This window comes from Klebsiella sp. PK01 (genome assembly GCF_057624675.1).
On record NZ_JBYEZM010000005.1, the window covers coordinates 1 to 26,300 of the forward strand.

Sequence of the window (26,300 nt, forward strand, 5' to 3'; positions counted from 1 at the left end):
ATGTCACTTTGAGTGCCCACACAGATTGTCTGATAAATTGTTAAAGAGCAGTTGCAACGCGGCTTTCAGCTCACCGTTGCGAGGTCCCGTATATTACGTTTTCCTCATTCAGAGTCAAGCGTTTATTTTCACTTTTCTCTGTCGGTTTTCAGCGTCGTATTTTACTGCTGAAACCCTGCTGACCCGGCGGCTTGCTTGCCGTTGTTCCGTGTCAGTGGAGGCGCATTATAGGGAGTTCTGAGACGTTGACAAGCCCTGTTTTCAAAAAACTTTTCAACCGTCTCTTTTTTCGCCAAAGCGGATGTTGAAATCGTAAAAAATGGCCCTTTTGCTGTTTTAACCACCGAAATAAGCCGTCAGGTGGCATACTGATGAAGTAGAAAAGAGAAAGGAACGGCATTCATGTCTATAAGCGCACAGCAGCTGGCGGCACAAAAAAACATCTCCTGGGTCATCGCGGAGAAGATCGCCCAAAAAATCCTCACTGGCGAATATCCGCCAGAGAGCATCCTTCCCGGTGAAATGGAGCTGGGCGAACAGTTTGGCGTCAGCCGGACGGCAGTACGAGAAGCGGTAAAAACGCTGGCGGCTAAAGGCATGCTGCTTCCGCGTCCGCGTATCGGTACTCGCGTTCTGGCGCGCAGCAGCTGGAACTTTCTGGATAAAGAACTACTCGCCTGGTGGCTGACGGAAGATAATTTCGAAGAAGTGGTTAGCCATTTCCTGGTGATGCGTAGCAGCCTGGAGCCTCAGGCCTGTTTTCTGGCGGCGATTGCCGGTACCTCCGAGCAGAAAGCGCAGCTCAATACGTTAATGGAAGAAATGATCGAGCTGAAAAGACATTTTATCCGCGAACGCTGGATTGAAGTCGATATGGCCTGGCATGAACATATTTATGCGATGAGCGGCAACCCGTTTCTCACCTCTTTCGCGTCGTTATTCCATTCGGTCTATCAGACCTATTTCACCTCGATTACGCAAAATGAAGTCGTTAAACTGGATCTGCACCAGGCTATTGTTGACGCCATTCAGGAAAGCGATGGTCCACGCGCGCAGCTTGCCTGCCAGACATTGTTGAATACCCCAAACCACACAGGTAAATAAAGAAGGAAAAGGCATGACCGGGAAGAAAGGGCGGAGTATGGCCGGACTGCCGTGGATTGCGGCCATGGCTTTCTTTATGCAGGCGCTGGACGCCACTATTCTTAATACCGCGCTTCCCGCTATTGCGCATAGCCTTGGTCACTCCCCGCTGGCGATGCAATCCGCCATTATCAGCTACACCCTGACGGTAGCGATGCTGATCCCGGTGAGCGGTTGGTTGGCCGACCGCTTCGGCACCCGCAAAGTCTTTATCATTGCCGTCAGCCTGTTTACCTTAGGTTCCCTTGCCTGCGCGCTTTCCACTTCGCTACCCGAACTGGTTGTCTTCCGCGTCATCCAGGGGATCGGCGGCGCAATGATGATGCCGGTTGCGCGTCTGGCGCTGTTACGCGCCTATCCGCGTAGCGAACTGCTGCCGGTACTCAACTTCGTTACCATGCCTGGCCTGGTCGGCCCCATTCTCGGTCCTGTACTCGGCGGCGTGTTAGTCACCTGGGCCAGCTGGCACTGGATTTTCTTGATTAACATCCCGATTGGTATCATCGGCATTCTCTACGCCCGCAAATATATGCCGGACTTCACCACGCCCCGCCGTCGTTTCGATACCAGCGGCTTTGTTCTTTTTGGGTTAAGTCTGGTGCTGTTCTCCAGCGGTATTGAACTCTTTGGCGAGAAAATCGTTGCCAGCTGGATGGCGCTGTCCGTCATCGCCCTGAGCGTCGTGCTCATGCTGGCCTATATTCGCCATGCTCGTCGCCATCCCACGCCGCTGATTTCACTCTCCTTATTTAAGACCCATACCTTCTCTGTCGGGATCGCCGGCAACCTGGCCACACGGTTAGGAACCGGCTGCGTACCGTTCCTGATGCCTCTGATGCTACAGGTCGGTTTCGGCTACCCGGCCATTATCGCCGGCTGCATGATTGCGCCGACGGCCATTGGCTCGATTATCGCCAAGTCGACCGTCACACAGATACTACGCTGGTTTGGTTATCGCAAAACGTTGGTGGGGGTCACTATCTTTATTGGTTTGATGATCGCGCAGTTTGCGTTGCAGTCGCCAGGAATGCCGCTGTGGCTGCTACTACTGCCGCTATTTGTGCTGGGGATGGCGATGTCCACGCAGTTCACCTCGATGAACACCATTACGCTTGCTGATTTAACCGATGACAATGCCAGTAGCGGCAACAGCCTACTCGCGGTAACCCAGCAGCTGTCCATTAGCCTTGGCGTGGCCATCAGCGCGGCAGTCCTGCGTTTTTATGAAGGATTTGATAACGCCAGCACCATCGAACAATTCCACTATACCTTTATCACGATGGGTGCGATCACCGTGGTATCAGCGCTGATGTTTATGCTGCTCAGAGCTAAAGATGGCCGCAACCTGATAACGGAGCGTCACAAGCACTAAGCTGAACCGCGAACCACCAGCTCGGGGGTAAGCTGCACGCGCTGCTGTTTTTGCCCGGGATCCGCCATGCGGTGAATCAGCACATCGATAGCCAGCTCTCCCAGTTCATCTTTGGGTTGATGAATAGTGGTGAGCGGCGGGGTCATATAGCGCGCCAGTTCAATATCGTCATACCCCACCAGCGCCATATCCTGCGGAATACGCAACCCGGCCTGATACAGCGCCTGATACGCGCCGACCGCCATCGCATCATTACCGACAAATACCGCCTGCGGCCGTGGCGTTAACGCCAGCAGTTGCTGCATCGCGGTAAAACCGCCGCCAAATTCAAAATCGCTGGTAATGACATAACCTTCGGCGACATCCAGCCCGGCGCGCGCCATCGCCGCATGGTAGCCTTCCAGGCGCAGTCGCGACGGCGTCTTATCCAGCGGCCCGGCAATGCAGGCAATACGGGTATGACCGCGATCGATCAGATACTGGGTCGCCATATCGCCACCGAGCAACGAATTATCCTGAATGAGATCGCTGTCGCCGTCGAACGGCGCCCAGTCCATCATCACCGTCGGCACCGACGGATAACGCTGCATGATCTCCTGGGAAGGTTGATGCGTTTCGGTGCACAGCAGCAGCAGACCATCGACGCGTTTTTGCATCAGCGTTTCCAGATTGCGATTCATCCGCTGCTCATCGCCTTCGGTATTACATAAAACCAGGCTGTAGCCGCGCTCGAAACAGCTGCGTTCCACGCCGCGCACCAGCTCCGAATAAAACGGGTTAGTACTGGCGGTGATCAACATGCCGATGGTTCGCGTCTGATTTAACTTGAGGCTACGCGCCAGCGCCGAAGGTGCGTAGTTAAGACTTTTGATCGCCGCATCAACTTTGGCGGTAATCGCCTCGCTGACAAAGCGGTCTTTATTAATGACGTGAGAAACGGTCGAGGTGGAAACGCCCGCGACGCGGGCCACATCCTTCATGGTAGCCAAGCATTACCCCTGTTGACGCAAGAATTCGTCGATCTCTTTGCGCCACGGCACAGACGGTTGCGCTCCCTTACGGGTGACGGCAATCGCGGCGGCAGCATGGGCAAAACGGATGGCGTCTGCCACTTCACGGCCTTCCAGCAGCGCGGTGACAAATGCGCCATTAAAAGTGTCGCCAGCGGCGATCGTATCGATGGCCTGAACTTTAAATCCGGGGACCCGGCGGCTTTCGCCCTCGCAGCTTAACCACACGCCGCGGCTGCCGAGAGTAATCATCACCGTACCAATTCCCTTCGCATGAAGCGCACTGGCAGCTTTCGCGGCATCGTCGTCGCTTTCAACGCGAATACCGGTCAATTTTTCCGCTTCGGTTTCATTCGGCGTAATGACATCCACCAGCGCCAGCAGTTCATCCGAAAGTTCACGCGCCGGTGCGGGATTGAGTACCACGGTAGTCTGATGCTGATGAGCGATTTTCGCAGCGGCCATCACGCTCTCCAGCGGCGACTCCAGCTGCATTAACAATGCCTGCGCGCTGGCAATTCGTTCTTTTTCCGCCTCAACCTGAGAAACAGAAAGCGCAGCATTTGCGCCGGCATGAATACCGATGACATTCTCGCCTTCCGCGTTAACGAAGATCAACGCCACGCCGGTTGATTCGCCAGCAACGGCACGCACCGGCGCCACGTCGATGTTATCGCTCGCCAGTTGGCGGCGAACGCGTTCGCCGATATCGTCATCGCCAGTACAAGCAATGAAGGCAATATCCGCGCCGCTACGCCCGGCAGCGACAGCCTGATTGGCGCCTTTACCGCCGAAAGCCACTTGATAGTGGTTTCCGGTAACGGTTTCACCTGGAGTAGGGAAGGATTCAAGGTTAAGAATGTGATCGGCATTGATGCTGCCAAGGACGACAAGTTTACCTGCGGTTTTCATCATCTTTGTTCCCGGGAAAGCGCGCCACCGGACTCCGGTGGCGCATGCCCTGCTTTTCTTTTTTATGTTGTCCCTCGGACCGTTGCCGGCCCGAATCGCATTTTACTGCTTAATGACCAGTTTCAGCTCAACCGGATAGCTGGCATCCACTTTTTCACCCTTCAGCACTTTATCAGCGGTTTCGACGCCTTTAACGCCGATCTGCTCCGGCAACTGGGCGATGGTCGCTGCCAGTTTGCCACTATTTACTGCTTTTTCGCCATCCGGAGTGCCGTCAAATCCAACCACCATCACATCAGATTTTCCAGCAGTCTGCAGCGCACGCAGCGCGCCCAGCGCCATTTCGTCGTTCTGCGCAAACACCGCCTGCACGTCCGGATGCGCCGTCAGCAGGTTCTGCATCACGTTCAGACCTTTGGTACGGTCGAAGTCAGCGGGTTGGCTGGCCAGTACGTTGAACTTATGCGCCGCCACGGCCTGTTTGAAACCTTCGCCGCGCTCGCGCGCCGCAGAGGTACCGGCAATGCCTTGCAGCTCAATGACTTTCGCATTTTCCCCGACTTTCTTCGCGATATAGTCGCCGGCCATTTTACCGCCCAGCACGTTATCGGAAGCAATATGACTCACCACATCGCCTTTTGAAGCCTGGCGGTCCAGGGTAATAACCGGGATTTTGGCCTGGTTCGCCATCTTCACCGCATTGCCGACAGCATCGGAGTCGGTTGGGTTAATCAGCAGCAGTTTGGCGCCGCGAACCGTTAAGTCCTGTACGTTCGCCAGCTCTTTCGCCGGGTTATTCTGGGAATCCAGCACCACCAGGTTGTAGCCCAGCTTATCGGCTTCTTTCTGCGCGCCGTCTTTCAGAGAAACGAAGAAGGGGTTATTCAGGGTAGAGATAACCAGTGCGATGGTATCTTTCGCCATCGCGTTTGCGCTAACGGTCGCGCTTAGAGCAACAGCAGAGACCAGGGTCGCCAGTTTTTTCATATTCATAGTTAAGATGTCCTGTAGAGTTCTCAGTTACTGCTTTTTGTTATCTACCAGTACCGCCAGCAAAATCACCACCGCTTTGACGATCATCTGGTAATAGGAAGAAACGCCTAAAAGGTTCAGACCATTGTTCAGGAAGCCAAGAATCAACGCGCCAATCAGCGTGCCGACGATACGACCTTTACCACCGGCCAGGCTAGTGCCGCCAAGTACGACCGCTGCGATCGCGTCTAATTCATAGCCCGTCCCCGCCGTCGGCTGCGCAGAGGAAAGACGCGCCACTTCGATGATCCCGGCCAGTGAAGCCAACATTCCGCACAGCGCATAGACGATGATTTTCACTCTATTCACGCTGATGCCGGAAAGCCGCGTCGCCGCTTCGTTACCGCCCAGGGCATAAATATAACGGCCCAGGCGAGTATGGTGCAGCATGTACCAGGCCGCCAGGAAGACAATCGCCATAATCCATACCGGCGTCGGGATCCCAAGCGGGCGTCCGATACCGAACCAGCCGAACAGATCGGCGTTATCGCTAAAGCCGGTGTTGATCGGGCTGCCGTTGGTGTAAACCATCGTCACGCCGCGCAGCAGCAGCATCATTACCAAAGTGGCGATAAACGCCTGCACGCGCCCTTTCGCGACAATCACCCCTGTCACCGCGCCAATAGCCGCACCGAGCGCCAGCGCGGCGGCAACGGCCACCAGCGCATTCACTTCGATACCGACGATAGACGCCGCGACGGCGCCGGTCAACGCCAGCAGAGAACCGACGGACAGATCGATCCCCGATGTCAGAATGACCAGCGTCATCCCGACCGCCATGATGGCGTTAACGGAAGTCTGCTGCAGAATATTGAACAGGTTATTGACGGTAAAAAAGTTGGGGCTCATGGTCGAAACGATCGCGATCAGCACCAGCAGGGCGATCAGCGATTTTTGCTCCATCAGCCACGCTTTAGTGAAATAGCGGCGACCAGTAACAGCCTGGGTAGTCATCTTTTTTACTCCTGATTCACACGGTTAAGCTTGCCCACAGCGGCAGCCATCAATACTTCCTGGGTGGCCTGCTCGCGTGTGAATTCACCGCCGAGATGCCCTTCATGCATCACAATGATGCGATCGCTCATGCCCAGCACTTCCGGCATCTCCGAAGAGACGAGAATGATGCTCAGGCCATCGGCTTTAAACTGGTTAATCAGCTGGTAGATCTCTTTCTTCGCCCCAACGTCGACGCCACGGGTCGGTTCATCGAGGATCAGCACTTTCGGCCGTGTCATCAGTCCGCGAGCGATAGCGACTTTTTGCTGGTTACCGCCGGAAAGCAGGCCGATTGCCTGCTCCATTGAAGGCGTCTTCACATTAAACAGCCGAATGAAATCACTGACCGCCTGCTGTTCATCTTTATGCTTAAGGCTGCCGCCCGCCCGGCTGAAGTAGCGTAGCGCGGTCAATGACATGTTTTCTTTGACCGACATTCCGAGCACCAGGCCATCACGCTTACGGTCTTCGGAGATATAGACAATGCCGTTCGCCAGGCCATCCTGCGGCGAACGGGTGACGACTTCATGGCCATCCAGCGTCACGGAACCGCTGCTACGCGGCAGCGCGCCGTACAGCACCTTCATCAGTTCAGTACGCCCGGCGCCCATCAGCCCGGCAACGCCGAGGATTTCGCCCTGACGCAGGGTAAACGTCACGTTTTCCACCCCGGATCCGCAGAGATTATCGACCTTCAGACGTACCGCGCCGGGTGCCTTATCGAGATGCGGATATTGATCTTCCAGCTTACGGCCAACCATCATCTCGATCAGTCGGTCTTCATCCAGCGAAGCCACTTCACGCTCGGCAATAAATTGCCCGTCGCGAAATACGGTGACGTCATCGCAGATTTCGAAGATCTCTTTCATGCGGTGGGAAATATAGACAATGCCGCGCCCCTGCGATTTCAATTCGCGGATGACGCGGAACAGCGATTCGGTCTCGGTGTCGGTCAGGGCATCGGTGGGCTCATCCATAATGATGACCTTCGATTCGAAGCTCAGCACTTTGGCGATTTCCACCATTTGCTGATCGCCAATCGACAGATCGCCCACCAGCTTCTGGCTGTTAAAACGTAAATTCAGCTTCGCCAGCAGCTTGTCCGCTTCGGCATACATCTTTTTCCAGTCGATTTTGCCAAAGCGGTTAACGAACTCGCGGCCAAGGAAGATGTTCTCGGCAATCGTTAATTGCGGGATCAGGTTGAGTTCCTGGTGAATGATGCCGATACCGGCTTCCTGTGAGGATTTTGGGCCGTTAAAGGTCGTTTCTTTACCTAACCACAGCAAAGAACCGGCATCACGGGTATAGATACCGGTGAGTACCTTCATCATTGTCGATTTACCGGCGCCATTTTCCCCTACCAGCGCCATTACCCGGCCAGCATAGACATTCAGCGCCGCGCCGGAGAGCGCTTTGACGCCAGGGAACGCTTTATCGATCCCTTTCAGCTGTAATAAAGCTTCCATGGCGGCGACCTCAGAAAGTGACGCCGGCACAGAGAATAATATTCGCATACGGGGAACACTCCCCGCTGCGAATTACCGCCTGACTATCTGCGGTTTGTTTTTTGAACTGCTCATGACTGGTGTAACGAATTTCAATCGTATTTCCCTGGTGCTGCTGCAGCTGCTCAAGATGATTGAGCAACGTCGCGTGGAGTTGCGGATTATGGGTTTTAATCTCTTCCGCGATGACCGCCGCCTCAACCTGCATTTCCGTCGTTACGACCTCCAGAACCTGCATAAATGAAGGTACGCCCTGAGTAAGCGCCATATCGATTCGCGCGCTGCTGCGGGGAACCGGCAACCCGGCGTCGCAAACAACCAGCATATCGGTATGACCGAGGCGGGAGATAACGGAAGAAATATCAGCGTTAAGTACGGTGCCTTTTTTCATTTTTTCTCTTTTGCTCCACTAGCGAAACGTTTCGCTAACATTAGTATTGTAAATGCAGGAGCAAAAAACCATCATCAAAAGAGATAAATGTGATCGCCATCGAAACGTTTCGCAAGGCGTGGGCAGGAAATTGCATCGAGATGTGAGAGACAAAAAAGCCCTTCATTATTGAAGGGCTTTTTGACATCAGATTTCTACCTGAGTACCGAGTTCGATAACCCGGTTCGGCGGGATTTCAAACTGATCCGGCGCGCGCAGAGCGTTACGCTGCAACAGCAGATACAGTTTGCCGCGCAGGCGCAGATACCATGGCCGTTTGCCGATAATCAGCGACTCGTGGGACATAAAGAACGACGTTTCCATCATTCGGCAGCTCAGCCCTTCCAGGCCGCAGCGATGGAACACCTCTTCGACGTTCGGCGTTTCACGCCAGCCATAGCTTGCTACAACGCGCCAGAACGACGGCGACAGTTGCTCAATCTGCACGCGGCGAACGTTATGCACATACGGAGCATCTTCGGTGCGCAGGGTCAGCAGGATCACGCGTTCATGCAGCACCTTGTTGTGTTTCAGGTTATGCAGCAGCGCAAATGGGATCACGTTCAGGGCGCGAGACATATAGACCGCGGTACCCGGCACGCGCACCGGCGGCGATTTCTCCAGCGAGGAGATCATCGCTTCCAGCGAGTTGCCATGCTCATGCATCCGGCGCAACAGGCGGAAACGCTCGCTCTTCCAGGTGGTCATCACCGTAAACATCACCAGACCCAGTGATAACGGCAACCAACCGCCGGAGACGATTTTATCGAGGTTCGCCGAGAATAGCGGAATATCGATACACAGGAAGGCCACCAGCATCAGGCCGACAAACAGCTTATTCCAGTGCCAGTTTTTGCGCGCCACGGTCGCCGACAGAATGGAGGTCAACACCATGGTGCCCGTTACCGCAATACCGTACGCCGCCGCCAGATTAGAAGAGTGCTCGAAGCTGACAATGACGATGACCACAGAAACGTACAGCAGCCAGTTAATGAACGGGATGTAAATCTGCCCGGACTCCATTTCCGAAGTATGGATAATGCGCATTGGCGACAGATAGCCCAGACGCACGGCCTGGCGAGTCAGCGAGAAGACCCCGGAAATCACCGCCTGCGAGGCGATAACCGTCGCCAGGGTCGCGATAATCAGCATCGGGATCAGCGCCCATTCCGGCGCCAACAGGAAGAACGGGTTTTTAATGGCTTCCGGGTGCTTCAACAGCAGCGCGCCCTGGCCAAAATAGTTAAGCACCAGTGATGGCAGTACTACCGAGAACCACGCTACGCGAATCGGTAGTTTGCCGAAGTGACCCATATCGGCATACAGCGCTTCCACACCGGTAATCGACAGCACCACCGCGCCGAGCGCAATAAAGGAGACCGTTTTGTACTGCAGGAAGAAGTTCACTGCCCAGTAAGGGTTCAGCGCCTGCAGAACTTCCGGGTTATCGAGAATACTGCGCGCGCCAAGCACCGCCAGCAACAGGAACCAGATAAGCATAATTGGCGCGAACAGCTTGCCGACCATCCCGGTTCCGTGTTTTTGAATAGCAAAAAGCAGGGTCAGCACAATAATGGAGATGGGGACAATCCAGGTATCCAGCTGTGGGGCGATAATTTCCAACCCCTCTATCGCCGACATCACCGATATTGCCGGGGTTATTACCACTTCACCATAGAAGAAGCTACCGCCAATCAGGCCGAGGATCACCAATACGGAGGTCATCTTTGCCGAGGTGTTGCGCCCCGCCAGCGACATCAGCGTCAAGATCCCGCCCTCGCCGGCGTTATCCGCCCGCATCACGAAGGTGATGTATTTTATTGATACGGTAAAGATCAACAGCCAGAAAATCAGCGACAGAAAGCCAAAAACCGCATCGCGTTCAACGCCAAAGCCAAACTGGCCTGACAGACATTCGCGAAGGGTATACAGTGGACTGGTACCGATATCGCCGTAAACCACGCCGATTGCCGCCAGCGTTATTGCCGGCAACGATTGTTTATTATCAGTGCTCATAGACTAGTCTTTTCGTTTATAAAACAAATGTGTGCCTAGTCCCTTGGCCCACAAAAAGCGCACAGTATGCACGATTATTTGCTGAATCGTACCCCTAACTGACACCATATTAACTTAGCTCAAAGAAAATAAATCGATTCTTCAGGCTATTACCACCCCTAATCAAACATCTATACTCGACGCAATAACGACACACGACAAAGCACGCAACTCTATTATGGCTCAATCACATTTACTGGCAGAAAGAATTTCCCGACTTAGCGCCGCCCTGGAAAAAGGACTCTTTGAACGCAGCCACGCAATACGTCTGTGCCTGCTGGCTGCGCTCAGCGGCGAGAGCGTATTCCTGCTGGGTCCACCCGGCATCGCGAAAAGCCTGATCGCCCGCCGGCTTAAGTTCGCTTTCAGGCAGGCGCGCGCTTTCGAATATCTGATGACCCGCTTCTCCACCCCGGAAGAAGTTTTCGGCCCGCTGTCTATTCAGGCGCTCAAAGATGAAGGGCGCTATGAGCGTTTAACGGCAGGCTATCTGCCAGAGGCGGAAATCGTCTTCCTGGATGAAATCTGGAAAGCCGGCCCGGCTATCCTTAATACCCTGCTGACGGCCATCAACGAACGCCACTTCCGCAACGGCGCCCATGAAGAGAAAATCCCGATGCGCCTGCTGGTTGCGGCGTCGAACGAACTTCCCGAAGCGGATAACAGCCTCGAAGCCTTATATGACCGCATGCTGATCCGCCTGTGGCTGGATAAAGTGCAGGATAAAACTAACTTCCGCTCGATGCTGGTGAGCCAACAGGATGAAAACAGCAATCCGGTTCCCGAAAACCTGCAAATCAGCACCGAAGAGTTCACCCAGTGGCAGCATGACATTGGTACCGTGAAGTTGCCGGACAATGTCTTCGAGCTGGTTTTCCAACTGCGCCAACAATTAGATGCCTTGCCTAATGCGCCTTACGTTTCCGATCGCCGCTGGAAAAAAGCCATCCGTCTGCTGCAGGCCAGCGCCTTCTTTAGCGGCCGCGACGCCATCGCGCCTATCGACCTGATCCTGCTGAAAGATTGCCTGTGGCATAACATCGAAAGCATGAATCTGATGTCGCAGCAGTTGGAATCCCTGATGACCAGCCATGCCTGGGGCCAGCAGGCGATGCTGACTAAACTGGGCGCTATCATCCAACGCCGTATTCAAATCCAGCAGCAGCACAGCGATAAAACCGCGCTTAAAGTCACGCGCGTGGGCGGCATGTTCAGCCGTAAGCCGCATTACGAACTGCCGGACGGAATTGAAGGCGAGACGTTGACGCTGCTTCTCCAGCAACCGCTGAAATTGCACGATCTCGAAGTCATTCATATCGCCTTCGAACGCGAAGCGCTGGTCAACTGGCTGGAGAAAGGCGGCGAGATCCGCGGCAAGCTCAACGGCATCGGTTTTGCCCAGCCATTGACGATGGATGTCGATGCCAGCCAGCACCTGGTGGTGCGCGACGTCAGCCTGCAAGGCTCACGCCTGTCGCTGCCAGGCAGCGAATCTCAGGAAAATATGCCAGCCGAGATCCGCCAGCAGCTGGAAGCGCTGGATGACGAGTGGCACCAGCAACATAACCGCTTTAGCGAACAGCAAAAATGCCTGTTTATTCCCGGCGACTGGCTGGGGCGTATCGAAGCCAGCCTGCAGGACGTCGGCGCGCAAATTAAACAGGCGCGCCAGCCATGACGCTCGACATGCTGAATGTCATGCTGGCGGTCAGCGAAGAAGGGATGATCGAGGAGATGCTGCTGGCGCTGCTGGCCTCGCCTCAACTGGCGGTGTTCTTTGAAAAATTTCCGCGGCTGAAAAATATCATCGCCGCCGATATTCCGCGCTGGCGAGAAGCGGTTCGCGCCCGGCTCAAAGAGACGCAGATCCCTCCCGAGCTGGACGCCGAAGTGCAGATCTATCAGCAGGCCCAGCTGCTTTCAACATCGCAATTTATCGTGCAGCTGCCGCAGATCCTCGGCAAGCTGCATAAGCTCCAGTCGCCCTTTGCCGCCCAGGCGCAGCAGCTGGTGGACGATAACGCAACCTTCACCCCAGCGCTACATACTCTGTTCTTACAACGCTGGCGCTTAAGTCTGGTGGTACAGACCACCACCCTCAACCAGCACTTATTAGACGATGAGCGCGATCAGCTGCTCAGCGAGGTGCAGGAACGAATGACGCTGAGCGGGCAGCTAGAGCCGGTGCTGGTGGAAAACGACAACGCCGCCGGCCGCCTGTGGGATATGAGCGCCGGCGAGCTTAAACGCGGCGATTACCAGCTGATCGTGCGCTATGGCGATTTTCTCAGCCAACAGCCGGAACTGATGCAGCTTGCTGAGCAGTTGGGCAGATCGCGGGAAGCCAAACTGGTGCCGAAGAAAGATGCGCCGATGGAGACCTTCCGCGCGATGGTTCGTGAACCGGCAACGGTACCAGAGCAGGTCGATGGCCTGCAGCAAAGCGACGATATTCTACGTCTGTTGCCGCCAGAGTTGGCAACGCTCGGCATCACCGAACTGGAGTTCGAGTTCTACCGTAAGCTGGTGGAAAAACAGTTGTTAACCTATCGCCTGCATGGCGACGCATGGCGGGAGAAAATCACCGAACGCCCGGTAACCCGGCAGGATTTTGATGAGCAGCCGCGGGGGCCATTTATTGTCTGCGTAGATACCTCAGGTTCGATGGGCGGCTTTAACGAGCAATGCGCTAAAGCCTTTTGTCTGGCGCTGATGCGCGTCGCGCTGGCGGATAACCGTCGCTGCTACATCATGCTGTTCTCCAGCGAAGTGGTGCACTACGAACTAACCGGCCCGCAGGGGCTTGAACAGGCGATCCGTTTTTTAAGCCAGCGTTTTCGCGGCGGCACCGATCTGGCCAGCTGTTTTCGCGCGATCGTTGAACGTTTGCAAAGCCCGCAATGGGTCGATGCCGATGCGGTGGTGATTTCCGATTTTATCGCCCAGCGGTTGCCGGATGAGGTAGTCAATAAGGTGGGGGAGTTGCAGCACAAACATCAGCACCGTTTTCACGCGGTGGCGATGTCGGTACACGGCAAACCCGGCATCATGCGCATCTTCGATCATATCTGGCGCTTTGATACCGGATTGCGTAGCCGCCTGCTGCGTCGCTGGCGGCGTTAATCTTTACAACAGAGCGGCGACGCTTTCACGCACCTGCGTGGGCCATACGCCGCACTGTACCTGGCCGATATGGTCAAGCTGCAGCAACAGCATGGTTAAACGCGACTGGCCAATACCGCCGCCAATGGTCTGCGGCATTTCGCCGCGCAGCAGCGCCTGGTGCCATTCCAGCTGCAGACGGTCTTCATCGCCGGTCACCGCCAACTGGCGCTTCAGCGCCTCGGCGTCAACACGGATCCCCATAGAGGAAAGCTCAAAAGCGTCTTCCAGCACCGGGTTCCACACCAGGATATCGCCGTTCAGGCCGGCAAACCCCTCCGCCGATGGCGAGCTCCAGTCGTCATAATCCGGCGCGCGAACATCGTGGCGCTTGCCGTCAGACAGTTTACCGCCGATACCGATTAAGAAGACGGCGCCAAGCTCTTTAGCGATCGCCCGCTCGCGGCCTTTGGCATCCAGACCCGGATAACGGCTCAGCAGCTCCTGACTGTGAATAAAGTGGATCTGTTCCGGCAGGAATGGCGTCAGACCAAATTCCTGACTTACCGCCAGCTCGGTGGCTTTGATCCCGGCGTAGATCGCCTCAACGGTCGCTTTCAACGTGCCAGTATGGCGTTCGCCGTCGCCCATGACGCGTTCCCAGTCCCACTGGTCAACGTAAACGGAGTGAATTGGGGTGAGGCGGTCTTCATCGGGGCGAAGGGCCTTCATGTGCGTGTACAGCCCTTCGCCCGCGCTGAAGTCGTGTTGTCCCAGGGTTTGACGCTTCCACTTCGCCAGTGAATGAACCACTTCGAATTGGGCGTCTGGCAGTGTTTTCACTTTTACCTGAACCGCTTTCTCGCAGCCGGACAAGTTGTCCTGCGTCCCATCTCCTACGCGGCTTAAGATCGGCGCCTGCACTTCAATCAGGCCAAGCTTCTCTTCCAGCTGACGGGAAAAATGGGATTTAACGAAACTAATCTGGCGTTGTTTTGCGATGTATGCGGTTTTCATTTTTTATGACTCCTGCGTCCTGTTGATATTGATTAAGCAACAGAAATGGCACTGAATTCAATAATCAATCAATAAAAAGACGCCTTGAGTTTTGATTCATTAAATTAACAAGCTAAAATAGAAAGAATCATCAAACATCATAAGAAAAAACAATGGAAAATTATCAGATCGACAATCTGGACCGCGGCATTCTTGATGCCTTAATGGCCAATGCGCGCACTGCCTATGCCGAACTGGCCAAACAGTTCGGCGTGAGCCCAGGTACGATTCACGTACGCGTAGAGAAAATGAAACAGGCGGGCATTATTACCGGCGCGCGAATTGACGTTAGCCCGAAACAGCTCGGTTATGACGTCGGCTGTTTTATCGGCATCATTCTTAAGAGCGCTAAAGACTATCCTTCCGCCCTCGCCCGGCTGGAGAGCCTGGAAGAGGTGACAGAGGCTTACTACACCACCGGCCACTACAGCATCTTTATTAAGGTGATGTGTAAATCCATCGATGCCCTGCAGCAGGTACTTATCAACAAGATCCAAACAATCGATGAAATTCAGTCCACTGAAACCTTGATCGTGCTGCAGAACCCGATCATGCGTACCATCAAGCCCTGATCGCTTTTTTTAATCCCACATTTTTCCACAGGTAGATCCCAGCTCGCTCACAGCGTACAATACGCCACTCAGAATAGTTGAGCGAGCGATCGGCGATCATGGCAGACATTACACTTATCAGCGGCAGCACCCTGGGCAGTGCGGAATATGTAGCAGAACATCTGGCAGAAAAGCTGGAAGAAGCGGGCTACAGCACTGATATCCAGCACGGTCCGCTGGTTGACGATCTGCAGGCTGAAGGGATCTGGTTAGTTATCTCTTCTACCCATGGCGCCGGCGATATTCCGGACAACCTGGTCCCCTTTTATGAAGCGTTGCTGGAGAAGCAGGTCGAGCTTTCTGCCGTTCGCTTTGGCGCGGTGGGCATCGGTAGCCGCGAATATGACACTTTTTGCGGCGCAATCGACAAACTCGAAGCGGCATTAAAGGCCAACGGGGCAAAACAGATCGGTGAAACGCTGAAAATTAATGTCCTCGAACACGAGATTCCTGAAGATCCGGCCGAGGTTTGGGTGGGATCCTGGAAAGATTTACTCTGAGTTTTGTAAAGATCCACACTTTCTTCTGTGGATAAACCTGCTCAAAAGCTTGGATCAACCGGTAGTTATCCAAAGAATAACCGAAGTATGCTTTTTGAGCTGTGCATAACCCTTCATTCTGATCCCAGCTTATACGGAACAGGATCACCGATCATTCACAGATTGTGATCCTTCTTAAGCGTTTGATCTTAAATCGTGGATCCGACTTATCCACAAAGAGAGTCGATCCTAATAAGAGATCACAATAGAACAGATCTCTAAATAAAAGATCTTCTTTTTAATACTCAGGATCCCGGAGTCTTTCTCGAAAGAGCAAAGTTGAGTAGAATCCACGGCCCGGGCTTCAATCCATTTTCAAACCGCGTTATGCGAGGCAGATCACCATGTTTTATCAGGATCCTTTTGACGTCATCATCATTGGCGGGGGTCATGCAGGCACTGAGGCCGCGATGGCAGCAGCGCGAATGGGCCAACAAACCCTGCTTTTGACACACAATATCGACACGCTGGGGCAGATGAGCTGCAACCCGGCGATTGGCGGCATTGGGAAGGGACACCTGGTAAAAGAAGTGGATGCGCTCGGTGGTCTGATGGCGAAGGCGATCGATCAGGCAGGTATTCAGTTTAGGATACTAAACGGTAGCAAAGGCCCAGCTGTTCGTGCGACCCGCGCCCAGGCCGACCGCGTGCTGTATCGCCAGGCGGTACGCACCGCGCTGGAGAACCAGCCGAACCTGATGATCTTCCAGCAGGCGGTAGAAGATCTGATTGTCGAAAACGATCGTGTCGTCGGCGCGGTGACCCAAATGGGCCTCAAGTTCCGCGCTAAGTCGGTGGTGCTGACCGTCGGCACCTTCCTGGATGGCAAAATCCACATCGGTCTGGACAACTACAGCGGCGGCCGTGCCGGCGATCCGCCGTCAATCCCGCTGTCTCGCCGTCTGCGTGAACTGCCGCTGCGCGTAAGCCGCCTGAAAACCGGTACTCCGCCGCGAATTGACGCGCGCACCATCGATTTTAGCGTGCTGGCGCAACAGCACGGCGATAACCCGATGCCGGTCTTCTCGTTTATGGGATCCGCGGATCAACATCCGCGCCAGGTACCGTGCTATATCACTCACACCAACGAGAAAACCCATGATGTGATCCGCAGCAACCTCGATCGCAGCCCAATGTACGCCGGGGTGATTGAAGGTATCGGCCCACGTTACTGCCCGTCGATCGAAGACAAGGTCATGCGCTTTGCCGATCGCAACCAGCATCAGATCTTCCTTGAACCGGAAGGGCTGACTTCAAACGAAATTTATCCAAACGGTATCTCCACCAGCCTGCCGTTTGATGTGCAAATGCAAATCGTCCGCTCAATGCAGGGGATGGAAAACGCGAAGATCGTTCGCCCTGGCTACGCCATTGAGTACGATTTCTTTGACCCGCGTGACCTGAAGCCGACGCTGGAAAGCAAATACATTCAGGGTCTGTTCTTCGCCGGCCAGATCAACGGCACTACCGGCTATGAAGAAGCCGCCGCGCAGGGTCTGCTTGCCGGTCTTAATGCCGCCCGCTTCTCAGCGGAAAAAGAGGGGTGGGCGCCGCGTCGCGATCAGGCCTATCTTGGCGTTCTGGTGGACGATCTGTGCACCCTCGGCACCAAAGAACCGTACCGTATGTTTACCTCCCGTGCTGAATATCGCCTGATGCTGCGTGAAGACAACGCCGATCTGCGCCTGACCGAACAGGGACGAGAGCTGGGGCTGGTGGACGATGAGCGCTGGGCGCGTTTCAACGAGAAACTGGAAAGCATTGAGCGTGAACGCCAACGCCTGAAAACCAGCTGGGTTAACCCGCTGGCGGAAAGCGCAGCCGAAGTGAACGCTCATCTGACCGCGCCGTTATCGCGTGAAGCCAGCGGCGAAGATCTGCTGCGTCGCCCGGAAATGACCTACGAACAGCTGGTTCAGCTTTCTCCGTTCGCGCCGGGCCTGCAGGATCAACAGGCGGCCGAGCAGGTTGAGATTCAGGTTAAGTACGAAGGCTATATCGCTCGTCAGCAGGACGAGATCGAAAAACAGCAACGCAACGAGAATACTTTGCTGCCGGCAACGCTCGATTACCGTCAGGTATCCGGCTTGTCCAACGAGGTTATTGCCAAGCTAAACGACCATAAACCATCATCTATCGGTCAGGCATCGCGTATTTCCGGGATTACTCCGGCGGCAATTTCTATTTTGCTGGTGTGGCTGAAAAAGCAGGGGATGCTGCGCCGCAGCGCCTGATAGCCGTCAGAGCGCGTTAATTTGGCGGATGCAAAATCAGCGATCGCCTTTATAATTCACAGCCCGGTAAGCGTTAGCGCCTCCGGGCTCATTATTTTTAGAAGGTACTCACCGTGCTCAACAAACTTTCTCGTCTGCTGGACGAAGCGGGTATTTCGCTCACCGATCACCAGAAAAATCAGCTGGTGGCGTATGTCGGGATGCTGGATAAGTGGAACAAAGCCTATAACCTGACCTCTGTTCGCGATCCTAACGAGATGCTGGTTCGCCATATCCTCGATAGCATTATCGTTGCGCCGTATCTACAGGGCTCCCGCTTTATCGATGTGGGAACAGGCCCAGGCCTGCCGGGGATTCCGCTGGCTATCGTGCGCCCGGAATCTCATTTCACATTACTGGATAGCCTTGGCAAGCGTGTACGCTTCCTGCGCCAGGTCCAGCATGAGCTAAAACTGGATAACATCACCCCAGTGCAGAGCCGTGTGGAAGAATTTCCCGCAGAGCCGCCGTTTGATGGCGTCATTAGCCGTGCTTTTGCCTCGCTGAACGATATGGTGAGCTGGTGCCACCACCTGCCGGCGCCACACGGACATTTCTACGCGTTGAAAGGACAGGCGCAGGAAAGTGAAATGGCAAACCTGCCAGAAGGTTACCAGGTTTGTGACGTGATTGAACTGCATGTCCCCCAGCTGGAAGGGGAGAGACATTTGGTGGTCATTAAGCCAAACGCCTTATAATTTTTATCAAAAAATGTGGAAAAAATGTGGCCTGCGCATGTTACAAAAATCAAAGTTACCTGCGGGTATTATCTGGCCACTTTTAACCTTGTTTTTACTATGGCTTTTCTAGCGTTTAACTTTAGCGTGGTGGTTTACTGGCAGAATAGTCAACTTTGAAAATATCAGGGTGCTAAAAATCGATGAACTGTCAGTTCATATTGATGTTAAATTTTTATTATAAATGTCAATAAAAGGTTTTTATTGTATGTGGGGTTGTTTTGCAAAAAGACCTCACTTTTTATCTTGAATATCAAAAAGATGAAAACTTACTGATTCTGTACAGATTTAATTCGATTGCACCGAAAATGTTTATTATGTGATCTAATGCACGCTTTAATGGCCGCGTTTTCTCATTATTTGCACTTCTGGTTGATCCCTCACTGATTGACGAAATGCATGAAAAATTGCCGCTCAGAAAATAATTAAACATTTATTCACTATTTTGCTACTTAATGTTTGAAATCACGTGTTGTCACCGTATAATTTGTCCGCTTTTTGACGCTTGACTCTTGGTCTTAAAGAACGTTTTATACGACACGCGGCATACCTCGAAGGGAGCAGGAGTAAAAACGTGATGTCTATGTCGCTCGTGAGTCGAAACGTTGCTCGAAAGCTTCTGTTTATTCAGTTACTGGCAGTAATAGCAAGTGGACTGCTGTTCAGCCTCAAAGACCCCTTCTGGGGCATCTCCGCCATATGCGGAGGTTTGGCAGTTGTTTTGCCAAACGCGTTGTTTATGATTTTTGCCTGGCGCCATCAGGCGCATACACCAGCACAAGGCCGAGTGGCCTGGACCTTCGCCTTCGGTGAAGCATTCAAGGTGTTGCTGACCTTCGCCCTACTGGCGATGGCGCTGGCGGTTTTTGAAGTGGTATTTTTGCCGCTGATAGTGACGTGGGTTTTGGTGCTGGTGGTACAAATTCTGGCTCCAGCTGTAATTAACAACAAAGGGTAAAAGGCATCATGGCTTCAGAAAATATGACGCCGCAGGATTACATAGGACACCATCTGAATAACCTTCAGTTGGACCTACGTACATTCTCGCTGGTGGATCCGCACAACCCCCCAGCCACCTTCTGGACGCTCAATATTGACTCCATGTTTTTCTCGGTGGTTCTCGGTCTGCTGTTCCTTGCCATGTTCCGTAGCGTTGCTAAGAGAGCGACCAGCGGCGTACCAGGGAAATTCCAAACCTTCATCGAAATGATCATCGGCTTCGTCCATGGCAGCGTCAAAGACATGTACCATGGCAAGAGCAAGGTCATCGCGCCGCTGGCGCTTACCGTGTTCGTCTGGGTATTCCTGATGAACCTGATGGACCTGCTGCCAATCGACCTGATTCCTTATATCGGCGAACACATTTTCGGCCTGCCTGCACTGCGCGTGGTTCCGTCTGCGGACGTGAACATCACCCTGTCGATGGCGCTTGGCGTGTTCATCCTGATTATTTTCTACAGCATCAAAATGAAAGGCGTTGGTGGGTTCGTTAAAGAACTGACCATGCAGCCGTTCAATCACTGGGCGTTCATTCCTGTCAACTTAATCCTTGAAGGGGTAAGCCTGCTGTCCAAACCGGTTTCTCTCGGTCTGCGACTGTTCGGCAACATGTATGCCGGTGAGCTGATTTTCATTCTGATTGCTGGTCTGTTGCCGTGGTGGTCACAGTGGATTCTGAATGTGCCTTGGGCCATTTTCCACATCCTGATTATTACGCTGCAAGCCTTCATCTTCATGGTTCTGACGATTGTCTATCTGTCGATGGCATCCGAAGAGCATTGATTTTTACCAACACTACTACGTTTTAACTGAAACAAACTGGAGACTGTCATGGAAAACCTGAATATGGATCTGCTGTACATGGCTGCCGCTGTGATGATGGGTCTGGCGGCAATCGGTGCTGCGATCGGTATCGGCATCCTCGGGGGTAAATTCCTGGAAGGCGCAGCGCGTCAACCGGATCTGATTCCTCTGCTGCGTACTCAGTTCTTTATCGTTATGGGTCTGGTGGATGCTATCCCGATGATCGCTGTAGGTCTGGGTCTGTACGTGATGTTTGCTGTCGCGTAGTAAGTTGTTCGAAAGAAACCTAAGCCACAGAGTTAATTTAAGAGGTATTGTGCTGTGAACATGAACGCAACAATCCTCGGCCAGGCCATCGCGTTTGTTATCTTCGTATGGTTCTGCATGAAGTACGTATGGCCGCCGTTAATGGCTGCCATCGAAAAGCGCCAGAAAGAAATTTCTGACGGTTTAGCTTCTGCAGAACGCGCTAAGAAAGATTTGGACCTTGCACAGGCCAACGCGACCGACCAGCTGAAAAAAGCGAAAGCGGAAGCCCAGGTAATCATCGAGCAAGCGAACAAGCGTCGCTCTCAGATTCTGGACGAAGCTAAAGCTGAAGCAGAACAGGAACGCACCAAAATCGTCGCACAGGCGCAGGCTGAAATCGATGCCGAACGTAAACGTGCTCGCGAAGAACTGCGTAAGCAGGTTGCTATCCTGGCTGTTGCTGGCGCCGAGAAGATCATCGAACGTTCCGTGGATGAAGCTGCTAACAGCGACATCGTGGATAAACTTGTCGCTGAACTGTAAGGAGGGAGGGGCTGATGTCTGAATTTGTAACGGTAGCTCGCCCCTACGCCAAAGCAGCTTTTGACTTTGCCGTCGAACACAAAAGTGTTGAGCGCTGGCAGGATATGCTGGCGTTTGCCGCTGAAGTGACTAAAAACGAACAAATGGCAGAGCTTCTCTCCGGTGCCCTGGCGCCGGAAACGCTCTCAGATGCGTTTATCGCTATCTGCGGCGAGCAACTCGACGAAAATGGTCAGAACCTGATTCGGGTGATGGCTGAAAATGGTCGTCTGAAGGTGCTCCCGGATGTTCTTGAGCAGTTCATTCACCTGCGTGCGGCCAGCGAGGCCATCGCAGAGGTAGATGTTATTTCTGCCAACCAACTGAGTGAAGAACAGCTTGCGAAGATCTCCGGCGCGATGGAAAAGCGTCTGTCACGCAAAGTTAAGCTGAATTGCAAAATCGATAAGTCTGTTATGGCAGGAGTTATCATCCGCTCGGGTGATATGGTCATTGATGGTAGCGTACGCGGCCGTCTTGATCGCCTGGCAGACGTCTTGCAGTCTTAAGGGGACTGGAGCATGCAACTGAATTCCACCGAAATCAGCGAACTGATCAAGCAGCGCATTGCTCAGTTCAATGTTGTGAGTGAAGCTCACAACGAAGGTACTATTGTTTCTGTAAGTGACGGTGTTATCCGCATCCACGGCCTGGCCGATTGTATGCAGGGTGAAATGATCTCCCTGCCGGGTAACCGTTACGCTATCGCACTGAACCTGGAGCGCGACTCCGTTGGTGCGGTTGTGATGGGTCCGTATGCTGACCTCGCCGAAGGCATGAAGGTTAAGTGTACTGGCCGTATTCTGGAAGTTCCGGTCGGTCGTGGTCTGTTAGGCCGCGTGGTGAACACCCTGGGTGCGCCGATTGACGGTAAAGGTCCTGTTGAGCACGATGGCTTCTCGCCAATCGAAGTTATCGCTCCGGGCGTTATCGATCGTCAATCCGTAGACCAGCCGGTGCAGACCGGTTACAAATCTGTTGACGCCATGATTCCAATCGGCCGTGGCCAGCGTGAGCTGATCATCGGTGACCGTCAGACCGGTAAAACCGCGATGGCAATCGATGCGATCATCAACCAGCGTGATTCCGGCATCAAATGCGTATACGTAGCTATCGGCCAGAAAGCGTCCACCATCTCTAACGTGGTGCGTAAACTGGAAGAGCACGGCGCGCTGTCCAACACTATCGTTGTTGTGGCGACCGCTTCTGAATCTGCTGCGCTGCAATACCTGGCGCCGTATGCCGGTTGCGCAATGGGCGAATACTTCCGCGACCGCGGTGAAGATGCGCTGATCGTTTACGATGACCTGTCTAAACAGGCTGTTGCTTACCGTCAGGTTTCCCTGCTGCTCCGTCGTCCGCCAGGACGTGAAGCATTCCCGGGCGACGTGTTCTACCTCCACTCCCGTCTGCTGGAGCGCGCATCCCGCGTTAACGCGGAATACGTTGAGAAATTCACCAATGGTGAAGTTAAAGGTAAAACCGGCTCCCTGACTGCGCTGCCGATTATCGAGACGCAAGCGGGTGACGTTTCCGCATTCGTTCCGACCAACGTAATTTCCATTACCGATGGTCAGATCTTCCTGGAAACCAACCTGTTCAACTCCGGTATTCGTCCGGCGGTTAACCCGGGTATCTCCGTATCCCGTGTTGGTGGTGCTGCTCAGACCAAGATCATCAAGAAACTGTCCGGTGGTATCCGTACCGCGCTGGCGCAGTATCGTGAACTGGCTGCGTTCTCTCAGTTCGCATCCGATCTGGACGAAGCGACTCGTAAGCAGCTGAGCCACGGTCAGAAAGTGACCGAACTGCTGAAACAGAAACAGTATGCACCTATGTCTGTAGCACAGCAGGGCCTGGTACTGTTCGCTGCTGAACGCGGTTACCTCGAAGATGTGGAACTGGCGAAAATCGGTAGCTTCGAAGCCGCTCTGCTGGCTTACGTTGACCGTGACCACGCTCCGCTGATGCAAGAGATTAACCAGACCGGTGGCTATAACGACGAGATCGAAGGCAAGCTGAAAGGCATCCTCGACTCCTTCAAAGCAACCCAGTCCTGGTAAAGTCTGGCGGCTTGCCTTAGGGCAGGCCGCAAGGCATTGAGGAGAAGCTCATGGCCGGCGCAAAAGAGATACGTAGTAAGATCGCAAGCGTCCAGAACACGCAAAAGATCACCAAAGCGATGGAGATGGTCGCCGCCTCCAAAATGCGTAAAACGCAGGATCGCATGGCGGCCAGCCGTCCATATGCAGATACTATGCGCAAAGTGATTGGTCACCTTGCGAACGGTAATCTGGAATATAAGCACCCGTACCTGGAAGAACGCGACGTTAAACGCGTGGGCTACCTGGTGGTGTCGACCGACCGTGGTCTGTGCGGTGGCTTGAACATTAACCTGTTCAAAAAACTGCTGGCGGATATGAAAGCATGGTCCGATAAAGGCGTTCAGTGCGACCTCGCAATGATCGGCTCTAAAGGCGTGTCTTTCTTTAACTCCGTGGGCGGCAATATTGTGGCCCAGGTGACCGGTATGGGTGATAACCCGTCCCTGTCCGAACTGATCGGCCCGGTAAAAGTGATGTTGCAGGCCTACGATGAAGGCCGTCTGGACAAGCTTTACGTTGTCAGCAACAAATTTATTAACACCATGTCTCAGGCTCCGACCATCACTCAGCTGCTGCCATTACCGGCTTCAGAAGATGATGATCTGAAACGTAAGTCCTGGGATTACCTGTATGAGCCCGATCCGAAAGCGCTGCTGGATACCCTCCTGCGTCGTTATGTGGAATCTCAGGTTTATCAGGGCGTGGTAGAAAACCTGGCCAGCGAGCAGGCCGCCCGTATGGTGGCGATGAAAGCCGCGACCGATAATGGCGGCAGCCTGATTAAAGAGCTGCAGTTGGTATACAACAAAGCTCGTCAGGCCAGCATTACTCAGGAACTCACCGAGATCGTCTCGGGGGCCGCCGCGGTTTAACCAGGTTATTTCGTAGAGGATTTAAGATGGCTACTGGAAAGATTGTCCAGGTAATCGGCGCCGTGGTCGACGTCGAGTTCCCTCAGGATGCCGTACCACGCGTGTACGATGCCCTTGAGGTACAGAATGGTAATGAGAGCCTGGTGCTGGAAGTTCAGCAGCAGCTCGGCGGTGGCGTAGTTCGTGCTATCGCCATGGGTTCTTCCGACGGTCTGCGTCGTGGTCTGGAAGTTAAAGACCTCGAGCATCCGATCGAAGTCCCGGTAGGTAAAGCGACTCTGGGCCGTATCATGAACGTCCTGGGTCAGCCGATCGACATGAAAGGCGACATCGGCGAAGAAGAGCGTTGGGCTATCCACCGCGCGGCGCCTTCCTATGAAGAGCTGTCCAGCTCTCAGGAACTGCTGGAAACCGGCATCAAAGTTATCGACCTGATGTGTCCGTTCGCTAAGGGCGGTAAAGTTGGTCTGTTCGGTGGTGCGGGTGTAGGTAAAACCGTAAACATGATGGAGCTGATCCGTAACATCGCGATCGAGCACTCCGGTTACTCCGTGTTTGCGGGCGTCGGTGAGCGTACTCGTGAGGGTAACGACTTCTACCACGAAATGACCGACTCTAACGTTCTGGATAAAGTATCCCTGGTTTACGGCCAGATGAACGAGCCGCCGGGAAACCGTCTGCGCGTTGCGCTGACCGGCCTGACCATGGCTGAGAAATTCCGTGACGAAGGTCGTGACGTTCTGCTGTTCGTCGATAACATCTATCGTTACACCCTGGCCGGTACTGAAGTATCTGCACTGCTGGGCCGTATGCCTTCAGCGGTAGGTTATCAGCCGACTCTGGCGGAAGAGATGGGCGTTCTGCAGGAACGTATCACCTCCACCAAAACCGGTTCTATCACCTCCGTTCAGGCGGTATACGTACCTGCGGATGACTTGACTGACCCGTCCCCAGCAACCACCTTTGCGCACCTTGACGCAACCGTGGTACTGAGCCGTCAGATCGCGTCTCTGGGTATCTACCCGGCCGTTGACCCGCTGGATTCCACCAGCCGTCAGCTGGATCCGCTGGTTGTTGGTCAGGAACACTACGACACCGCGCGTGGCGTACAGTCCCTGCTGCAGCGTTATCAGGAACTGAAAGACATCATCGCCATCCTGGGTATGGATGAACTGTCTGAAGAAGATAAACTGGTGGTAGCTCGCGCTCGTAAGATCCAGCGCTTCCTGTCCCAGCCGTTCTTCGTAGCAGAAGTATTTACCGGTTCTCCGGGTAAATACGTTTCGCTGAAAGACACCATCCGTGGCTTTAAAGGCATCATGGAAGGCGAATACGATCACCTGCCGGAGCAGGCGTTCTACATGGTCGGTTCCATCGAAGAAGCCGTGGAAAAAGCCAAAAAACTTTAACGCCTTAATCGGAGGGTGATATGGCAATGACTTACCACCTGGATGTCGTCAGCGCAGAGAAACAAATGTTCTCTGGCCTAGTCGAGAAAATCCAGGTAACGGGTAGCGAAGGTGAACTGGGTATTTTCCCGGGTCACGCGCCGCTGCTCACCGCCATTAAGCCTGGTATGATTCGCATCGTTAAACAGTTCGGTCACGAAGAGTTTATCTATCTGTCCGGCGGCATTCTTGAAGTGCAACCGGGCAACGTGATCGTTCTGGCCGATACGGCAATTCGCGGTCAGGACCTCGACGAAGCACGAGCCCTGGAAGCGAAACGTAAAGCGGAAGAGCACATCAAGAGCTCTCACGGCGACGTGGATTACGCTCAGGCGTCCGCGGAACTGGCCAAAGCGATCGCTAAACTGCGCGTTATCGAATTGACCAAAAAAGCGATGTAACACCGGCTTGAAAGCTAAAAGCCAGTCTGGCAACAGACTGGCTTTTTTTATGCTTAATGACCTA

The 26,300-nt window shown here is 53.9% G+C and carries 25 protein-coding genes; 17 read left to right on the forward strand and 8 right to left on the reverse strand.

Features of this window, described 5'->3' with window-relative positions; all coding sequences use genetic code 11:
* Positions 1-402 precede the first annotated feature (402 nt).
* Positions 403-1,104, forward strand: a complete 702-nt coding sequence (locus AC22LX_RS16285) for a FadR/GntR family transcriptional regulator (protein WP_045396024.1) — start codon at positions 403-405, stop codon at positions 1,102-1,104.
* A gap of 13 nt (positions 1,105-1,117) precedes the next feature.
* Positions 1,118-2,515 carry a multidrug transporter subunit MdtD gene (gene mdtD, locus AC22LX_RS16290; protein WP_045396023.1) on the forward strand — a complete coding sequence of 466 codons (1,398 nt, stop codon included), beginning with the start codon at positions 1,118-1,120 and terminating at the stop codon, positions 2,513-2,515.
* Here the strand turns inward: mdtD and rbsR are convergent.
* The 7 genes from rbsR to kup form a co-directional block, all read right to left on the reverse strand.
* On the reverse strand, positions 2,512-3,504 hold the full coding sequence (gene rbsR, locus AC22LX_RS16295; RefSeq protein WP_072251486.1) for a ribose operon transcriptional repressor RbsR: 993 nt from the start codon (positions 3,502-3,504) through the stop codon (positions 2,512-2,514). The two genes, mdtD and rbsR, sit on opposite strands and share 4 nt — an antisense overlap.
* 3 nt (positions 3,505-3,507) lie before the next feature.
* Entirely contained in the window at positions 3,508-4,440 is a 933-nt protein-coding gene (gene rbsK, locus AC22LX_RS16300; protein ID WP_161801952.1) for a ribokinase, read from the reverse strand.
* 99 nt (positions 4,441-4,539) lie between these two features.
* Positions 4,540-5,430, reverse strand: a complete 891-nt coding sequence (gene rbsB / locus AC22LX_RS16305; RefSeq protein WP_045396020.1) for a ribose ABC transporter substrate-binding protein RbsB — start codon at positions 5,428-5,430, stop codon at positions 4,540-4,542.
* Positions 5,431-5,457: 27 nt separating this feature from the next.
* The gene (rbsC, locus tag AC22LX_RS16310) at positions 5,458-6,423 is read right to left on the reverse strand and encodes a ribose ABC transporter permease (RefSeq protein WP_015368991.1); all 966 of its coding nucleotides are present in this window, start codon (positions 6,421-6,423) and stop codon (positions 5,458-5,460) included.
* A gap of 5 nt (positions 6,424-6,428) precedes the next feature.
* Positions 6,429-7,934: a ribose ABC transporter ATP-binding protein RbsA gene (gene rbsA / locus AC22LX_RS16315; RefSeq protein WP_015368992.1), complete on the reverse strand. Its 1,506-nt coding sequence runs from the start codon at positions 7,932-7,934 to the stop codon at positions 6,429-6,431.
* Positions 7,935-7,944: 10 nt separating this feature from the next.
* Positions 7,945-8,364 (reverse strand): D-ribose pyranase, encoded by a 420-nt coding sequence (gene rbsD, locus AC22LX_RS16320; protein WP_045396015.1) that lies wholly within the window; start codon positions 8,362-8,364, stop codon positions 7,945-7,947.
* 186 nt (positions 8,365-8,550) lie between these two features.
* Positions 8,551-10,419 carry a low affinity potassium transporter Kup gene (gene kup, locus AC22LX_RS16325; protein ID WP_045396012.1) on the reverse strand — a complete coding sequence of 623 codons (1,869 nt, stop codon included), beginning with the start codon at positions 10,417-10,419 and terminating at the stop codon, positions 8,551-8,553.
* A 217-nt stretch (positions 10,420-10,636) separates the two neighbouring features.
* On the opposite strand from kup, the gene ravA reads away from it, so the two are divergent.
* The gene (ravA, locus tag AC22LX_RS16330) at positions 10,637-12,136 is read left to right on the forward strand and encodes an ATPase RavA (protein ID WP_045396010.1); all 1,500 of its coding nucleotides are present in this window, start codon (positions 10,637-10,639) and stop codon (positions 12,134-12,136) included.
* Positions 12,133-13,581: an ATPase RavA stimulator ViaA gene (gene viaA, locus AC22LX_RS16335; RefSeq protein ID WP_015703920.1), complete on the forward strand. Its 1,449-nt coding sequence runs from the start codon at positions 12,133-12,135 to the stop codon at positions 13,579-13,581. The genes ravA and viaA overlap by 4 nt, the downstream gene beginning before the upstream one ends.
* A 3-nt stretch (positions 13,582-13,584) precedes the next feature.
* Here the strand turns inward: viaA and asnA are convergent, their stop codons facing one another.
* Complete coding sequence (gene asnA / locus AC22LX_RS16340; protein WP_015368997.1) at positions 13,585-14,577, reverse strand: aspartate--ammonia ligase; 993 nt, start codon at positions 14,575-14,577, stop codon at positions 13,585-13,587.
* 152 nt (positions 14,578-14,729) lie between these two features.
* Between asnA and asnC the strand changes: the two genes are divergently transcribed.
* The 13 genes from asnC (at position 14,730) to AC22LX_RS16405 (ending at position 26,236) form a co-directional block, all read left to right on the forward strand.
* Positions 14,730-15,188, forward strand: a complete 459-nt coding sequence (gene asnC / locus AC22LX_RS16345; protein ID WP_015368998.1) for a transcriptional regulator AsnC — start codon at positions 14,730-14,732, stop codon at positions 15,186-15,188.
* A gap of 98 nt (positions 15,189-15,286) precedes the next feature.
* Entirely contained in the window at positions 15,287-15,727 is a 441-nt protein-coding gene (mioC, locus tag AC22LX_RS16350) for an FMN-binding protein MioC (protein WP_045396008.1), read from the forward strand.
* A gap of 383 nt (positions 15,728-16,110) precedes the next feature.
* Positions 16,111-18,000: a tRNA uridine-5-carboxymethylaminomethyl(34) synthesis enzyme MnmG gene (gene mnmG, locus AC22LX_RS16355; protein ID WP_015369000.1), complete on the forward strand. Its 1,890-nt coding sequence runs from the start codon at positions 16,111-16,113 to the stop codon at positions 17,998-18,000.
* A 113-nt stretch (positions 18,001-18,113) separates the two neighbouring features.
* The gene (gene rsmG, locus AC22LX_RS16360; RefSeq protein ID WP_047065778.1) at positions 18,114-18,737 is read left to right on the forward strand and encodes a 16S rRNA (guanine(527)-N(7))-methyltransferase RsmG; all 624 of its coding nucleotides are present in this window, start codon (positions 18,114-18,116) and stop codon (positions 18,735-18,737) included.
* Between the two features lie 616 nt (positions 18,738-19,353).
* The gene (gene atpI / locus AC22LX_RS16365) at positions 19,354-19,734 is read left to right on the forward strand and encodes a F0F1 ATP synthase subunit I (protein WP_015703918.1); all 381 of its coding nucleotides are present in this window, start codon (positions 19,354-19,356) and stop codon (positions 19,732-19,734) included.
* An 8-nt stretch (positions 19,735-19,742) separates the two neighbouring features.
* Positions 19,743-20,558 (forward strand): F0F1 ATP synthase subunit A, encoded by an 816-nt coding sequence (gene atpB, locus AC22LX_RS16370; protein ID WP_015369004.1) that lies wholly within the window; start codon positions 19,743-19,745, stop codon positions 20,556-20,558.
* 48 nt (positions 20,559-20,606) lie between these two features.
* On the forward strand, positions 20,607-20,846 hold the full coding sequence (gene atpE / locus AC22LX_RS16375) for a F0F1 ATP synthase subunit C (RefSeq protein ID WP_000429386.1): 240 nt from the start codon (positions 20,607-20,609) through the stop codon (positions 20,844-20,846).
* 54 nt (positions 20,847-20,900) lie between these two features.
* Positions 20,901-21,371, forward strand: a complete 471-nt coding sequence (gene atpF, locus AC22LX_RS16380; protein ID WP_004107293.1) for a F0F1 ATP synthase subunit B — start codon at positions 20,901-20,903, stop codon at positions 21,369-21,371.
* Between the two features lie 14 nt (positions 21,372-21,385).
* Positions 21,386-21,919: a F0F1 ATP synthase subunit delta gene (gene atpH, locus AC22LX_RS16385; protein WP_015369005.1), complete on the forward strand. Its 534-nt coding sequence runs from the start codon at positions 21,386-21,388 to the stop codon at positions 21,917-21,919.
* Between the two features lie 12 nt (positions 21,920-21,931).
* Positions 21,932-23,473, forward strand: coding sequence for a F0F1 ATP synthase subunit alpha (gene atpA, locus AC22LX_RS16390; RefSeq protein WP_015369006.1), 1,542 nt, complete (start codon positions 21,932-21,934; stop codon positions 23,471-23,473).
* 50 nt (positions 23,474-23,523) lie between these two features.
* A complete protein-coding gene (gene atpG / locus AC22LX_RS16395) occupies positions 23,524-24,387 on the forward strand; it encodes a F0F1 ATP synthase subunit gamma (RefSeq protein ID WP_015369007.1) in 864 nt (287 codons plus the stop codon).
* Positions 24,388-24,413: 26 nt separating this feature from the next.
* Positions 24,414-25,796 (forward strand): F0F1 ATP synthase subunit beta, encoded by a 1,383-nt coding sequence (atpD, locus tag AC22LX_RS16400; protein WP_015369008.1) that lies wholly within the window; start codon positions 24,414-24,416, stop codon positions 25,794-25,796.
* Positions 25,797-25,816: 20 nt separating this feature from the next.
* The gene (locus AC22LX_RS16405) at positions 25,817-26,236 is read left to right on the forward strand and encodes a F0F1 ATP synthase subunit epsilon (RefSeq protein ID WP_015703917.1); all 420 of its coding nucleotides are present in this window, start codon (positions 25,817-25,819) and stop codon (positions 26,234-26,236) included.
* Positions 26,237-26,300 lie beyond the last annotated feature (64 nt).